Origin of the sequence: Flavobacterium sp. (assembly GCF_027533505.1) — a bacterium.
In the GTDB taxonomy this organism is placed as follows: Bacteria; Bacteroidota; Bacteroidia; order Flavobacteriales; family Flavobacteriaceae; genus Flavobacterium.
The window spans coordinates 1-14,784 of sequence record NZ_JAPZUB010000006.1; the positions used below are offsets into that span (position 1 = coordinate 1).

The 14,784-nt window shown below is 38.9% G+C and carries 8 protein-coding genes; 1 reads left to right on the plus strand and 7 read right to left on the minus strand.

The features are described from left to right. Positions 1 to 253: 253 nt before the first annotated feature. Positions 254 to 850, minus strand: coding sequence for an exonuclease domain-containing protein (locus O9316_RS01715; RefSeq protein WP_298204936.1), 597 nt, complete (start codon positions 848 to 850; stop codon positions 254 to 256). Positions 851 to 852: 2 nt separating this feature from the next. After that, positions 853 to 2,766 (minus strand): DUF294 nucleotidyltransferase-like domain-containing protein, encoded by a 1,914-nt coding sequence (locus tag O9316_RS01720; protein ID WP_298204937.1) that lies wholly within the window; start codon positions 2,764 to 2,766, stop codon positions 853 to 855. Positions 2,767 to 3,119: 353 nt separating this feature from the next. Here O9316_RS01720 and O9316_RS01725 point away from each other — a divergent pair, with 353 nt between their 5' ends. Further along, positions 3,120 to 4,760 (plus strand): DUF4832 domain-containing protein, encoded by a 1,641-nt coding sequence (locus O9316_RS01725; RefSeq protein WP_298204938.1) that lies wholly within the window; start codon positions 3,120 to 3,122, stop codon positions 4,758 to 4,760. Positions 4,761 to 4,793: 33 nt separating this feature from the next. Here O9316_RS01725 and O9316_RS01730 read toward each other — a convergent pair whose 3' ends face one another. The 5 genes from O9316_RS01730 to pelF form a co-directional block, all read right to left on the minus strand. After that, positions 4,794 to 8,729 (minus strand): DUF2194 domain-containing protein, encoded by a 3,936-nt coding sequence (locus tag O9316_RS01730; protein ID WP_298204939.1) that lies wholly within the window; start codon positions 8,727 to 8,729, stop codon positions 4,794 to 4,796. Between the two features lie 7 nt (positions 8,730 to 8,736). Next, the gene (locus O9316_RS01735; protein ID WP_298204940.1) at positions 8,737 to 10,722 is read right to left on the minus strand and encodes a hypothetical protein; all 1,986 of its coding nucleotides are present in this window, start codon (positions 10,720 to 10,722) and stop codon (positions 8,737 to 8,739) included. Between the two features lies 1 nt (position 10,723). Next, positions 10,724 to 11,455, minus strand: coding sequence for an endo alpha-1,4 polygalactosaminidase (locus O9316_RS01740; RefSeq protein WP_298204941.1), 732 nt, complete (start codon positions 11,453 to 11,455; stop codon positions 10,724 to 10,726). Positions 11,456 to 11,519: 64 nt separating this feature from the next. Beyond that, positions 11,520 to 13,127 carry a hypothetical protein gene (locus O9316_RS01745; protein ID WP_298204942.1) on the minus strand — a complete coding sequence of 536 codons (1,608 nt, stop codon included), beginning with the start codon at positions 13,125 to 13,127 and terminating at the stop codon, positions 11,520 to 11,522. 23 nt (positions 13,128 to 13,150) lie between these two features. Further along, positions 13,151 to 14,692, minus strand: coding sequence for a GT4 family glycosyltransferase PelF (gene pelF, locus O9316_RS01750; RefSeq protein WP_298204943.1), 1,542 nt, complete (start codon positions 14,690 to 14,692; stop codon positions 13,151 to 13,153). Positions 14,693 to 14,784: the final 92 nt, after the last annotated feature.

Genomic DNA, 14,784 nt, shown 5'->3' on the forward strand with positions numbered 1-14,784 from the left:
TTATTTTGCCTAACATATTGCCACTATTTTATACTCAAATATACCATTTTTGGCAATAATTATCATCTATTTCTAGCTAAATTTTATTGTAATAAAATAACAATCAGACAGTTATTTGTTTTTTAAGGGATGACTATTTAATTTAGTTTTTATGGAGTGAAACTGCTTTCGATAATGAAGGCAGTTTTTTTTATTTTACAAAAAATTGAATTTCAATTATTTAAACCAATCTAATAAATCAATTACTTCCGATTTATTTCAAACCCAATTTGGACTTTAATTTCAGAAACATCAACGCTATATTATAGGCATCATCGGTAGGTGAGACATGCTCGGTAACGGGAAGTTTGTAGGCTTTCGCCATTTCATCCAAAGCAATACTCTTTTCAGACAAATCATGTACTTTTTTGTACATAATTTCAATATCCAAGGCCTCATTACGCAATCGTCCACAGCCTAATTTTTCGAGTACTTCATTGAGCATTTCTACATCAAAATAAGTGCGGTGACCGACTAAAACAGCGTTCTCAATAAAGGCAATAAAATTTTCAATCGCAGCCGGTTCCGCTAATTTTGGCATTTTACTCTCCAAAACAAAGTCATGGGTAATGCCGTTATCATGCAAATATTTGTATTGTGGAATGGCAATTTCAAAAACATCACCGATCAACACCTGATCGTTTACAATACCGATGGCAGCAATGGATAAAATAACATCTTTACGCGAATTTAATCCGGTAGTCTCAAGGGTAAACGCTACATAACGATTGGATTTTTTATCCATTTTCTCCAGATATGTCTTCCAAAATTCTGGATATTCTTTCTGTATGTTTTTGAGCCAATCCAACATAATTAGGAAAATTGGGTGAGTTGGTAATTATCTTTGATCAATTCCTCTACGTCACGCATGGGCGCTAACGCTGCTTTAAGTCTCTCTTTATCCACTTTATTCAAATCTTCCAAAGATAGGTAATGCCCGTTGGAATCTTCTTTTAATCCTTCTTCGGTACTAAATTTGGATAATGTTAAAAAGGCTTCGGCACAATTAAGATAGATTGCAGCATGCTTCGGATCAAGGATAGCCAGTTGTTTGTACCGTTGAAAGGTACTATTGATTCCTTTAATCCCATTGCTTAAAGTAAGTAAACGCGCCGCATCAACCAGTGGTAAAATGGCTCGATTTTTTAGATCAAACTTGCCTTTAAATTCACCTTCCTCTTCGAGGTTGAATTTTTTGAAGAATGTTAAAGGGGGTGGTTTTCGCAGGGCATCATTCCCTAAGAAATCATAGAATAAGACATTATTTTTAGCATTTTTAAAAATAACTTCAGTCAAAGCATCTTCGATTTTTTGCTCCCCAGCGGCCATTTCATAATCAAAAAAGACACTGCTTATTTCATTGGATTTTTCACCAGGAGTATTCATCCAACTGTTATACTGTTTAATCCAGTCAGTCAGCGATTTACACCACAACATATTGCTAGCAACATGGTTTTGTGCACAAAGTTTATAACCTACTTTCTCAAGTGTTGCCGTTGCTTTTTTAGCCAAACGAATGAAGTAATCTTTGGTATCGCGATATTTATCGGCAGGCACGTCTTCAAAAATTAAAATACTATCTTGATCCGTGAGCAATAATTGTTCTTTTCGTCCCTGACTGCCTATACATAACCAAGCATAACGGGCAGGAGGGGAGCCTAATTCTAAAATCGCCAATTCGACAGCACGTTTGACCAGTGCCAACGTAATCTCACCCGCTATACTTTGGACGTGAGTTAAGGGGATATTGCGTTGAAGCGACGATTGAATGATATCTGTGAGTTTATCGCGCACTGATTTTAGTTCTTTGGCAGTCGTTGATTTTCGGATTTCTTTCAGTAAAACCCCGGGGTTATTGGCTTGTGCTACCACCAAATCATGCTCTGATATAATACCTTTAACTTCTGATTTATCGGTGCCATCATGCGTGACGCAAAGGTGAGTAACTCCATGTTTCAACATCACCAATTGCGCTTCGGCTACAGAAATATTTTCAATCACCGTGACTACTGGTGCGCTCATCAATTGGGTTATGGGTTGCGAAATGGCAACACGACCCGTAGCTACTTTGGCACGAAAATCTTTATCCGTTACAATCCCTACAGGATTTCCGTGCTCGGTGATTACAGCGCTATCGTATAAATTATCGGTAATGAATTGCGCGGTATCTTTCACAGTTGTTTGGATTCCAATCTTAAGCGGCGATCGATTGTAAGTCAGGGTTTGGAAATACAATAAATCGGATTGATTTTCGCTAAAAGCTATGGAATCGGTGATAAGTCCCTTGGCCATTTTATCCGATTGATTCTTCGAATTGGTTGCAAAACTTTCCAGTAAAAAATCTAAAACCGCTTGATTTTTGGATACGTAGGGTTTAAAAACAGTGATAGGAATGGCATACACTATACAATCATCCTTGGCTTTGGCCGTCATTTGATAATTGTTTTTGGCAAAAAAGGGCCGCAATCCAAAAATATCGCCTGCATGACATTTGTTTAAAAGCATTTCTTCGGCATCAGCAACTACCATCAACTGAATGATTCCATTCGCTACTACATAAAAACTGTCGTGTAAGGCGTCGTTAATTTGAAATAATGTTTTGTTTTTATCCAGATTTAAAACACGAATTGATTGAGCAATAACTACAAGTTCGTCATAACTCAAAAAACTAAAGGGCTCAAAATCTTTTAAAAAGTCGGCAACACGATACGCAATTGCATTACTCATAACGGATAAATTAAGTTACAAAGTTATACATTTGTTTGTCCCAATTTCGATAAAGAGGCGTGGTTTTATGGATTAGTTTTAACGATACAATGTTTATAACCTTGGTCTTCTTTTCCAATTTTCTATTTTACATAATATAAATTATAGTTTGAAATTATCGTTTTTTCGATTAAATATATTTGTACATATTTTCTTACTTTTAAATCACTTAAGATGTAGTTTACCGATGATTTTTGAATTAAATTGCTTTTCGTCGGTATTACAAGCTATTTTATCTATACTTTTAGGATGTTGATTTTTTCCCCAAGAAATGAACAACTCCAAATCTATCGTAACTTAACCGAACATTGCGTATGAAAACTTTTTGGATTTCCCTTAGTGTTTTGTTCATACAATGGACAGCGGCTCAAAATTCAACTGTGAACTACCAACCTTCAACTGAAGTAATTTCAAATCCTGAGCGCGGTTTTTTCAAATTTACCGAAACCCATTCCAACGCCTACACAGCGTTAAACACAACCACATTGACAAATTACCGGATCAATCAAAAAATAAGTTTGATTTACCGCGTATTCTACTTAGAAAATTTCATTAACAGTCCCATTTCTAGCGCGTATCTCGCGCAAATGCAATTGGACTTTGATAAAGTTCGTGCCGCAGGGTTGAAATGCATAATTCGTTTTGCGTATTCTGACAATGAAGATGCAATGCAACGGGATGCGTCCAAGGCGATGATGTTAACGCATATTCAACAAATTGCGCCATTATTACAGGCCAACGAAGATGTGATTAGTGTGATGCAAGCCGGATTTATCGGTCTTTGGGGCGAATGGTATTACACCAGCCAAGCTGAATTTGGTGGTTGGGGTTATAATCAAACCGATTTGACACCCGCTAATAATAACCATCGTAAAGATATCTTAAATGCGATTTTGAATGCTCTTCCCGCCAGTCGCATGGTTCAAATTCGTTACCCTGCTTTTAAACAACAAATGTATTCCAATACCGCTTTGTCGTCAGCACAAGGATTTTCACAAAGCAATGTAGCGCGTATCGGTCACCACAACGACTGTTTTTTAGCGAGTGCTACCGATTATGGAACGTACGAAAATCCCACCACGCAATATCCGTATTTGGAGCAAGAAACCAAGTTTGTCCCCATGGGTGGTGAAACCTGCGCTGTGAATTTACCTCGTTCAGGATGTGCTACCGCCGTAGCAGAATTGGCCAAATTCCATTGGTCGTTTATGAACATCGATTATTTCCCGGGCGTCATCAACGGATTTGAAAGTAATAATTGCTTTTCCGACATGGAAAAAAAGTTAGGCTATCGTTTTGAAATGCGTAATAGTACATTGCCCCAAAATGCTGTTTTAGGGGCTACTTTACCCGTCACGTTGCGTTTAGTCAACACAGGGTATGCAGCTCCCTACAATGCGCGCACCGTGGCTTTGGTCTTGAAAAATAACATCACGCAACAACTCATCTCCTTACCTATGAATACCGACCCCCGACGATGGTTGGGTACAACAGAGATTGTAGTTTCTGAAAACATTCCGTTACCTACTTCATTACCGGTTGGAAATTACAGTGTCTATTTGCATGTAGCCGATGCAAGTCCCAGTCTCGCTAACCGCCCCGAATACGCCATTCGAATGGCCAATCAAAACATGTGGGATGCCACTACCGGTTTTAATAATTTGAATTTCAATATCAATATAACTGCCCCCTTGGCTTTAGCAGATGTCGCAAACCCACAGGCGGTGATTTATCCTGTGCCGGCACAAGACCTTTTAACGATTCAATTAACCAATATTGAATTGTATACGGTTGCCTTGTACAATGCGTTAGGACAAAAAATAACGACCCAAAAAACCCAGCAATCGGACAAAGTTATTCTTGATGTAAAAGGATTAAGTAACGGCATTTATTTTGTTGATATAGAGAAAGATGGAATAAAAGATACGCGTCCCATTGTTTTGGGTGATGACTAACAAAAAAGGGATTCAATTGGAATCCCTTTTTTGTTATCGTTTTTGGCGTGGTTTAAAATTATGCTTGATGCCCAACATCACATTGTTGGAATAAAACTTATCCTGCTCATACAATTCAAAATTGATAGTAAACGCTGTAAAATCCATCAATTGGTAACTCATTAATGAAGTTAGTCGTTTGAAGTCGCTGCTAAAGGTATCGTGGAAAATTCCGCCTTCAACATTGAGATTAAAATTATCGGTTCCAAATTCCAAACCTACGCCTCCACCGGTGTAAAAGCGATCTTTCAGCATCCAATAGGGAAAACCAACCGCCAAATCTCGACTTCCCCAATACCCATGGGTTTCAAGAAAAGGTAATATTTTAAACTTTCTAACTTTACGGTTGTCCCAAACAAAACGCACAGTCAATTCGGCATTGAATGCATCATCAAACTCTTCAAACAACAATGACCCATCGGGCAATTCGGTGACTACCGTTCGCATGATATCGGTTGCTCTTGGATTGGGATCGCGTTCTACCAAGGTTCGTGATAGTAATCCATCAGTATAATAATTGGCCTCAAAATTTAAAGACGCTTCTATCCTATTGAAAAAATGGCGATCGTGATAGCCTCGCAATTGAATGTTATAAATCTTTTCATTCAACCCTCCCGAAGTTTCCGCGGGAAAAAAACTTAAATCGGCGGTCTTGTATGATTTCTCTTTCCCATGACTAAATCCAACACCACCTTGTACAAAGCCGTTGGAAAAACGATCCATTTCAAAACGCCCTCTTGCCCAATACTGAGGTTTCCCATCAACTACTGCCGTTGTCAACTTGTATTCCAATCCGACAGTATAATTAAATTGATTGGAGGTATAAATTTCGTCTACAAACTCCAATTTATAATATTCATTGTATGCAATTCCGAAACTGTGAATTCGATTTTTACGATCATAGCGATTGTAGGTAAACAAATTTTTCAAAATGGCGGGATCGTTTTGGTTGGTTTCCATAGCGGAATTAAACTCCACAAAATCTCCAAAATTCAAACGCATTTCCTTTTGTAATTTTTTCAAAACTTCGGGATAAAATAATGCGCTGTGATGTGCAATCAAGTCTTGTTGTAATTCCGTTTTCTCATAGGGTACATCGGTGTTCAACATTTTACGAACCGTTTCTTTCTCAGGCGAATCGTTCATGCTATTGGCTATAATCCAACTCTCTTTGAATTGCCCTTGGTCGTGATAATAACCCACCATCAATGACTTCGCTTCTTGATCGTCCGGATTTTTGGCGATATACTCTTTATACAACGGCTCAACCAACTTGTACTGTCGGGTTTCCAACAGCCAATTCATTTTTTGGGCAAATCCAATTTCTTTCGCATATTCAGCCCACGCTAAAGCTGCGGTATAGTTTTCTTCATCGGCATACATCCAAACAATAGTATCGGCCAAATCACTCCATTCTGCACTCGGGGTAAGTGTCATGATTTCTTTTTTAGCGGCTACTGGATCGACATCCAATACATGCTGAATATAGGCCGTTTTATGCGCTGTAGTGGGTTCTAATCGCGCTATCGTTTGCAAGGCGGTTCGAATTTTTGGCTCAAAGGCTTCGATATCAAAATTGGCGATATACTCTTTCCATAACGCTACTGAATCGGGTTTAACTTTAAGTTGTTCCCACATCCATTTTTCTTTATCGGCATCGTGTAAATATCCAATTTGGCGATCCAATTCGGCCGAGTACATGACATTATTTACACTGGAATACTTTTGTACATGCTCACTATAAAAATCCCAAACCTCTTTTCCTTTTTCCTCCCATGATAGCATTTTGGCATATTTATTCCACTGTACCGAATCGATTTCGCGGGTATTGGCTAAACGCTCCCGAAAGGCTTTTCGATAGGCTATCTCTTGGGCAATTTGCAAATCATCCCAATATTTTCCCGATTGGTAATCCCGTAGTTCTTTTTGAAATGTCTGGTAGGCAACCAGGACCTCTTTTTTTACTTCGGCCAAAGCCACCGAGGATTGGGTGGTTTTTGGAAATAAATCGGGTAAACTAATTTCTTGTTTTGGCGTTGCAATACTCAACAAATAGCCATTCAACATGGGCGATTGATGTACAGTATACCCCTTGCTTTTCAGAGCGTTGCTATAAAGGCCAACATGATTTTGCTCTGAAAATAGCGACCAATAATTTTGTGGTTGGGCATACGACTTGGTCGCTTTTACCGTATATACCCCCGCATTGGTTTCATGCTTCATTTGTGTGGCGCGCCATGACCACACCAATTTACCGCCAGTTCTTCCATCGGTAAATCGCAACAATGGGTAGTGTTTTTTAAAATTGATGATGAATTTTCTAAATTCGGGAAACATGGCTTTATCACTGTTCACCGACTTGTGCCAACCATAGGTTTTTTGATTCCGTAAGCTATACCCTCCCGAGGTTTTATCGGCAGTGGCCGGAATTTGATAAATATCATCAGGATGCACAAAATGGTTCCAAATTCCCGTTATCAAATACAAGGATTGAATGGTATATTCCTCATCTTCTGAGAAATAAAATCCACTGGAAATCCGCGGATAATCAAAAAATTGTTTCTCGTAAGGATCAAAATCAAACTCCCGGTCCCCTCCTACGGGTTTTTCGCCCAAATACAAACTACACATAAACTGTAAGGAAGGCATAGACGCTTTCAACAGCTTAAGTCCAGTTGCATCAATAATGTTGGAAGGCGGCACATATGTTGCTGGAAAGCTCCCGTAGTTATTGATTTCCCATTTCTTTTTGACCGTATTCATGGCCATCGGGATAAACTTCGGATTGGTCCACAATTTTTTGGTTAACGAAACGTGATTATACCCGTGGAAAGCCATTTCGTGACCGTTATTTTTCACATCATCGACCAACCAATCCGATAATGATTCGACCTTATCGCGCTTATTCGTTTTCAATAAATTCCATTGATCCAAAGTAAACGGAGGCACAATTTTGTTACGGTAATCAAAGGTCAACATCGCAGCATAGGGAATATCAAACTCTTTGGCTAGTTTTCGCATATCGGGCCACCATACATCGGAGACGAACTCGGCTGTCGTTTTATTCATTTCGGTCAACACGGGTTCGGCTTTGATATTGTATTGGGGTGCTGGAAAATCATCCAGAAAAACGGTCGACGTATTGGCTACGGAGTAAGGTACGCCTTCAATTCCTTTTAAAATACCTACAAACAGGAACCCGCGGTCAATTTTGGTAAAATCAAAAGAGGTGTTGTAAAATATAACCCGCCCCTTCCCAATGGGATTTTCAATGATGGTAGGATAATTGGGATTATTGGCCGCTGTAGCCAAGATTTTGATTGATGGACTGAAATTATCGGCGGTAAAACCGTAAAGTGGAATCGCTGTGCCAATTTTTTTTCCAGCCATACTCGGAAATACGGGAGTGGTGTAATGCCATCCTTTGGAGGTGGTATCGGTTTCCCAGTTGGCACGTGATTGAAATCCAAGTAAATAGGCAAAACGATGATCTTCAACGGCAAAAGGCACATATACGGTTCCCCCACGTATCACAAAATTCAACAAAACAGGTATTCCAGCATCGGCTACGCGTTTGGTATTGTGTATCATAACCACCCGAACGGATTTAGAAATGCTCGGTTGTGCATTCCAACTATCGATGTCTGTAGCGCGAAAGGGAAGTTTGGTGTAGTCGCAAGATTTTTGAATAGCATCAGAATAGGCTTTGCTGCTCTTCGATTTTACATCCAACAAGGTGAGTACCACGGGTTGATCACTCATCCCGGGTAATGCGTAGGGCTGAAGATTTTCAAAAGTTTCCTCTTGCTCGTTTTTTAATAAATCAAACGAAAAATCATTCCAATCCTCGCGTTTACCACAACTTTGCAACAGCAAAACGAGACAAATGAAAAAGAGTGCGAAATGTTTATGTAGGACTGTTGCTTTCATACGTAGGCTATTTAAAAATGATCTCCGAGATTTTACTTTCATTCGGATTATTGACCACTTCATACACCGTTAGTAATGGAGAACGGTAAAATACATTGACTTCACGTCCGCGGTTTTTTAGGGTTTGAAGCTGCTTCATTAAAGGGTCGTAATACTTTATATTTTCGGAAAATGAGGAGTTATCTCGAGGGTGATTCTTATCTAACACAAAAACTAAAACACTTTTGGATAAAATTTGATCCGGATTACTTTGTAAAATTTTCTTATTCTTTTTAATGCGTTCATATTGCGCATCTTTTTCCAAATATTGGCTGAGGAAATCCTCATAATTAATGAAGAAATGCGAATTATTACTAATGACTTGGGTTGCTCGATCGTTTACTATTGTGTAGGTGTAATTAAAATACGTTTTGGCAATATTGTCGTAGGCATTCAACATGTATTTGGGCGATGCATCGGAAGGGGTAAGTTGTTGAAGAAATGATTTTTGATAAGTAAAAGCACCGTACAACATACCTACAAAAGTGAACCCCATGAATAGTGGCGTAAATCGGAACCAAGGAAAAGGTATAATTTGAAACAATCGAATCAACATGGCGACAGTAAAACCAAGTACAATGGGAATGATTACCACAAATGAATTGTAAAGCAAGTCGCGATCTAACCATTCGCTTTTGATATGGGTAACAATCACCAATACATTAAAGTACATAAAAAAAGCAAGTGGTCCTCTCCCCTTCTCTTTTTGGAAAAAATAAAGAACGGCCCATAGTATTGTTCCAATCATTGCACACCATTGGGTATAATAAATGATTGTTTTATAAGGTAAAATAAGTTGCGGTAAATACGTATACGCACTCACCGAAAGCATATTGGATTGCAAGAAATAATCCAAAGGCACTTTTTGGGAAGCACAAGCGAAATAATAAATCGTATAAATGACTCCTACTGATAAAACATAAACTCCCAGTACTCTAATATTGTATTTTTTTACACTCAACGTAGTTGTAAAAAGTCCAACAACCAGAAACAAAGGGACTAAAATGAAAAAAGTAATCAAATCGGTTAGTCCTACAGATACAAAAACTGCAAAAAAGCTAAACAGATAATTTAGTGTACTGCCGCTAAATTGTTTAGGTTGGATGTAAAAAACAAAGGCGGGTAGTGCAAAAGCCAAGGCAAGAAACAAGGGGTTTCCTTTCAATAAATAGTAAACGTTGATGGGTGTGACTACATAAACCAAGGCAAAAAATAAAGCGGCCAACAAAGGTGCAATGTATCGTGAAGGCGCCAATCGATGAATCACCCAAAACAGAATTAGGGTTAAAATTGTCGATTCAAGTATGGCTATAACTTGTAATCCTATAATGGGACTTACATCGGTTACTTTGCTGTAAAAATTAGCAAGGGCCAGTTCAGCATCAGTAGCTAATTCGTAGGTAAACCAATACTGATTATCAAATTTGATCAATTTCGTCAAGTCATTAATCCAAGCATCTGAGAGCGAATAATTGTCGTATTGCACAAAATAGTACCGACTTAAAAAGGCTGTTATTCCAATGAAAATGGGGGTAAAAAACAGAATCCAGTTTTGCGTTCGTTGTTCAGGGGCACTTTTTCGAAAGGACAACCAATAGGTTAAAGGCTTTTTGGTTTCCACAAATTTCAAATAGCGTAAAGCATGCTCTTTAAATTTTTTGGAGAAATACGATCGCGGACGAATAATATTTTTCCAACCCAACCAATCAATAAGCAATAGCAAGGTGAAAATAACAAAACAATTGAAAAGATTATAGGCCCCTACTTCGACTAAGAAAAACAAGGTGAGCGTCAAAACCGAAGCATACCGGTACCAATTGAGTACGATAAAGTCCAATAAATGTAAACGATGGTCAACGGCAATGAATTTTCGGCTTAAATAAAAAAGAAATAAGACAATAACGCACAAACGCACAAACCCCATTAAAATCGAACTGGTCCAGAATAATTCCATACTACTTTGTGTTTTGGGGTAATTTTTGCAAACTAATACTTCCAATAAATAAATCGAAAGGACTGTCTTCTAGTTCTTTTTCTACAACTTTTTTCAACTCCGCACTTTCGGCATACTCAATCAAATGGGTAGGCAATTTATACTTGGCATACAATTGCAACAATTCTTCACGATAGCGCTGGTACTCTTTTGATGTCCGTAATCGGTATTTTTTTGACTTAAAATCATAGTCCGTCACCACCGATTCTACCGCCAAAGCGTCCACCCATGGATAGGTTTGAGGTACCAATTCAATTCCGGCGTTTTGAATTAAAAATTTAGTTGGGTAGGTTTCTCTAATTCGTTTCACAAAACCGATAAATGCCTCTTTGTGCTCCTTTTGAGGTCCCCATTGATTGAAATTATCAAAATTATCCAAAAACAAACCGTCATATCCTTGATCAAATAATCCTTTCATGAGTTGCAATAAGGTGGATTGCGTTTGTTCTGAACGAATATCGAGGTAATAACTATCCCAGATTTCATTTTTTCCCAAAGTGGAATTTTTTAATTTTTCAAAATGAGCCGCATAACGATTGACTTCTCCTAAACTTATGTATGCAATGACTTTTTTATTCTGGGCTTTTAAGACGCGAACATTACTTGGAAAAAAATGCGCCGCTTCCACCACGACCAAATCATACCCTTTGACCAACTCGGGTTTGAATTTACCGTAACAATACAAAATTTTCATTTTTGGGGGAGATTGCAGGGCCATAAGCACAAGTACGATGAGTAATATGGGAATCCAAAGAGAATTAAAACGCCGCATAATAATGATAATCCAATTGTTTAAAAAAGCTTCGCAAGGCACGACACGTTAGCACCATAAAAACGATTGCACCGACCAACATTCCAAACACACTGTAATCATAAGCCACAAAGCGACTTAAGATAAAACCTACTAAGAAATTGACGAGGATAGCATACACTATCGCTTTAAGAGGTTTAATAATTTGTCCTAACGTAAACAAATATAGTGTATTAAGAATTCCCCAAGCCAAAACAATGTATCCAATACCTCCCACAATGAAAATGGTAAGGCATTGCGTAATCATTTCGGGTTTGAAATGGTTTTTTAAGGCCCAAGGAGCTTGCAATAGGTAAAAAATGAGTCCAAAGGCAAAGCCTCCTGTAATCCAAAGCGCCATCACATGAATGCGATAATTGCGTTGCATTTCAAGCGCATAATTGGCAATTTGATCGGAAGCGGTATGTTTTTGACCAATATCGATAAAGCGCGTGAAGGTAGCAATACTAAACTCCAAGACCCCCGCCAAAAGTAAGAATACCAAAATCGCCAAGTCCATACCCAATTCGTAATTCTTTTCAAAATACACCAAAAAAGGAGGGTTTTCTTGTATCCCCGACGACCAGGCTAAAATTCGATCAATGAATATAAAGGCATACAACAGCATTCCGTACAGAAAATGACTGTAATTGTGAAATAAAACCACCGGAGTCTTCAAGGGGGCAGTGTGGGCATTCAATCCTTTTTTTTGTATTTTTTTAAAGAAAAAGTAAAGAAAAACTTGTGTCACCAAAATCGTGATGGTAATCCCAAACCAATGCGTGATATAGATGGGGTAATGGGAATTATTTTTTAGTATTAAGGCGGCGATAGTCCCTGCTAAAATCGAAACGGTTATCATCCAACGCTGCTTCACAGGATGCAAAGGGGCTAAAATGAGAAGTAGCAAGCCTACAAAAAAGGCATAACAAAACACGATGAGCAGCACTTCGTAGGGATAGATGTGAAAAAAGAAGTTAACCAAGAAGATACCAAACAATACCGAGAAAAGGGTTTTCATTCCCAATTTAAACAGGTACGAAATGGTTTGTTGTACCATAGCATAATCCTTATAGTTCCAATAAAAGGAGGCTTGTTTTCCAATGACTTGCACAAATCCGCCGGTGGACACCATTCCGACGATAACTCCCAAAACAACAGCAGTCGATTGAATTTCGTTGAAGCCTGTATACGTCCAAAGCGAATACCCAAACAAAACAATGGCCGCAATTTGAATAAATACTGGAAGCAGATGAAAAATTCCCAACGAATAATACTGGGAAAACAATTTCATTTTCACTGTTGCATAATCCGAAATAGTAATTGTTTCCCTGGCCTCACTTTCGCGTTCCCGAAAATTGCGCAATGGAACTTCTTGATCGAGCGACCGAAGGGTTTGATAAATAGCAGCTGCCAAAGCTTCAATAGAAGGATAACCATAATCGACAGGAATGTCTTTAGGACGTATTCCTAGCGATTCAATGGCCGCTTCCACCACTTGCGGACTCACAGGTTTCCCAAGTCGGTGTTGAAGTTCGGAGGTAAGGTCTTTTAGATTTTGGGTTTGGTTTTCCATGGTAGGTTAAGGGATTCTGAGGATTAGGATGCTTCCATCGCAATTTCATCCACCAACTGATGCAAGTAAATGGCATTGTTAAATTTGGCTTCCATCACCGCATCGTACGCTTTTTCATAAGCGGAAATAAAGGTATCGATTGTAAAGTGATCGAGTACGCGCTGGCGAGCAGCAACCCCCATTTGTTTACGTAACGCTTCATTTTGAAGTAGTTCGATGACACTATTTCCTATCGCGATGTGATCTTTAGGTTTACACACACGTCCACAAGAGGAATCCAAGGCTTCGGTTACCCCACCCACATCGGTGGCAACAACTGGAATTCCACAACTCATGGATTCAAGAACCGTGTAGGGAAAACCTTCCGAAATGGAGGTCAGAATAGACACATCACCTTCACAAAACAACTCATGTGGAGCGTTGTGATACCCCGCCAAGAAAAAGTTTTTTTCCAATTTCAAAGCGGTAATCAAAGCTCGGCATTCTTCTGTGTATTCAGGTACAGCATCATAGTCGCCATAGACCCAATATTCAACATTGGGGATCGTGGCTTTTACTACGGCGCAAGAACGAATCATGGTAAGAATATCTTTCAATTCAAAAATTCGTGCGGCAGCCACAACAGTAGGAATATCTTTTCGGTGGGCCGGTTTGGCTTTTGCGACAAACACATCGCTATCAATACCGTTGTAGATGACTTCAATTTTATTAGGGTCGGCACCATATGTGGTTTCCCAAGTTTTGTTGAAATTATTGACCGACAAAATGCGATCGGCTTTGTGATACACCAAACGGGTAATGGCTTCTGAAAAGCGAATCAAGAGATTTTTTAAGAAAAAAGAATATTCCGATTGGTTGATGGCAATTAATCGCTCGCGAATGAAAACACCGTGCTCCGTAACCACTAAAGGGGTGTCGTATTTGTATTTTAATACCAAAGCAGGAATCACCGGAAACCCCGCCAATGTTAAATGCGCAATAGTTGCTTTTTTTACGGGGATTGAAATCGGGAGTAAAAAGCGATAAATCCAACGCATCCCGATAGTTAAATCTTGTAAAGTCGCTGTGTAATGCCCGTCTTTTTCAATTTGTTGCTGTGAAAAACGCTTGTAGCAATCCCAAACCAAAGGGTGTGTCATGGTTTTTTTGTAATCGCGCTTTTGGAAGTAATTCCACAGGGCAAAGAAAAGTTTATCGAGTGCTTTCGGGTCTTGTGTCTCGGCATAAATCACCTCCAACAATTCCGTAAACAAAGGCAAAAATTGGTTTTGAATTTCAGCGTCTTCTGCCTTCAATTTTCGAACCACCGATTTGTAGTACTTTTTACCATAGTTTACCAACTCATGGGGTTCCATAGGCGCCCACAGCGGTACTTGGATGCATTCTTTGACATTGGGACTCAAAGTGTACTTGGGTTTTTTCTCGTATTGGGCGTTGATAGAATACAACGTGTATTCTGCATTGTCAACCCGGTTGCACAACATATGTGCCCACGTGGAGACTCCTCCGCCATTGAAAGGGTATGTCCCTTCCATGATCAGCATTACTTCATGTTTGTTTCGCATAAGAATCTAATAGGATTTTTTAATCTGGGGCGATTAAAACTCATATTTAAAACAAAGATATTTTTGACAGTTTGTCGATGAAACGAAATCAG

Bases quoted from the DNA above. Each gene is read 5' to 3' on its own strand.
- O9316_RS01715 (WP_298204936.1), bottom strand. From the start codon at position 850: ATGTTGGATTGGCTCAAAAACATACAGAAAGAATATCCAGAATTTTGG.
- O9316_RS01720 (WP_298204937.1), bottom strand. From the start codon at position 2,766: ATGAGTAATGCAATTGCGTATCGTGTTGCCGACTTTTTAAAAGATTTT.
- O9316_RS01725 (WP_298204938.1), top strand. From the start codon at position 3,120: ATGAAAACTTTTTGGATTTCCCTTAGTGTTTTGTTCATACAATGGACA.
- O9316_RS01730 (WP_298204939.1), bottom strand. From the start codon at position 8,729: ATGAAAGCAACAGTCCTACATAAACATTTCGCACTCTTTTTCATTTGT.
- O9316_RS01735 (WP_298204940.1), bottom strand. From the start codon at position 10,722: ATGGAATTATTCTGGACCAGTTCGATTTTAATGGGGTTTGTGCGTTTG.
- O9316_RS01740 (WP_298204941.1), bottom strand. From the start codon at position 11,455: ATGAAAATTTTGTATTGTTACGGTAAATTCAAACCCGAGTTGGTCAAA.
- O9316_RS01745 (WP_298204942.1), bottom strand. From the start codon at position 13,127: ATGGAAAACCAAACCCAAAATCTAAAAGACCTTACCTCCGAACTTCAA.
- pelF (WP_298204943.1), bottom strand. From the start codon at position 14,692: ATGCGAAACAAACATGAAGTAATGCTGATCATGGAAGGGACATACCCT.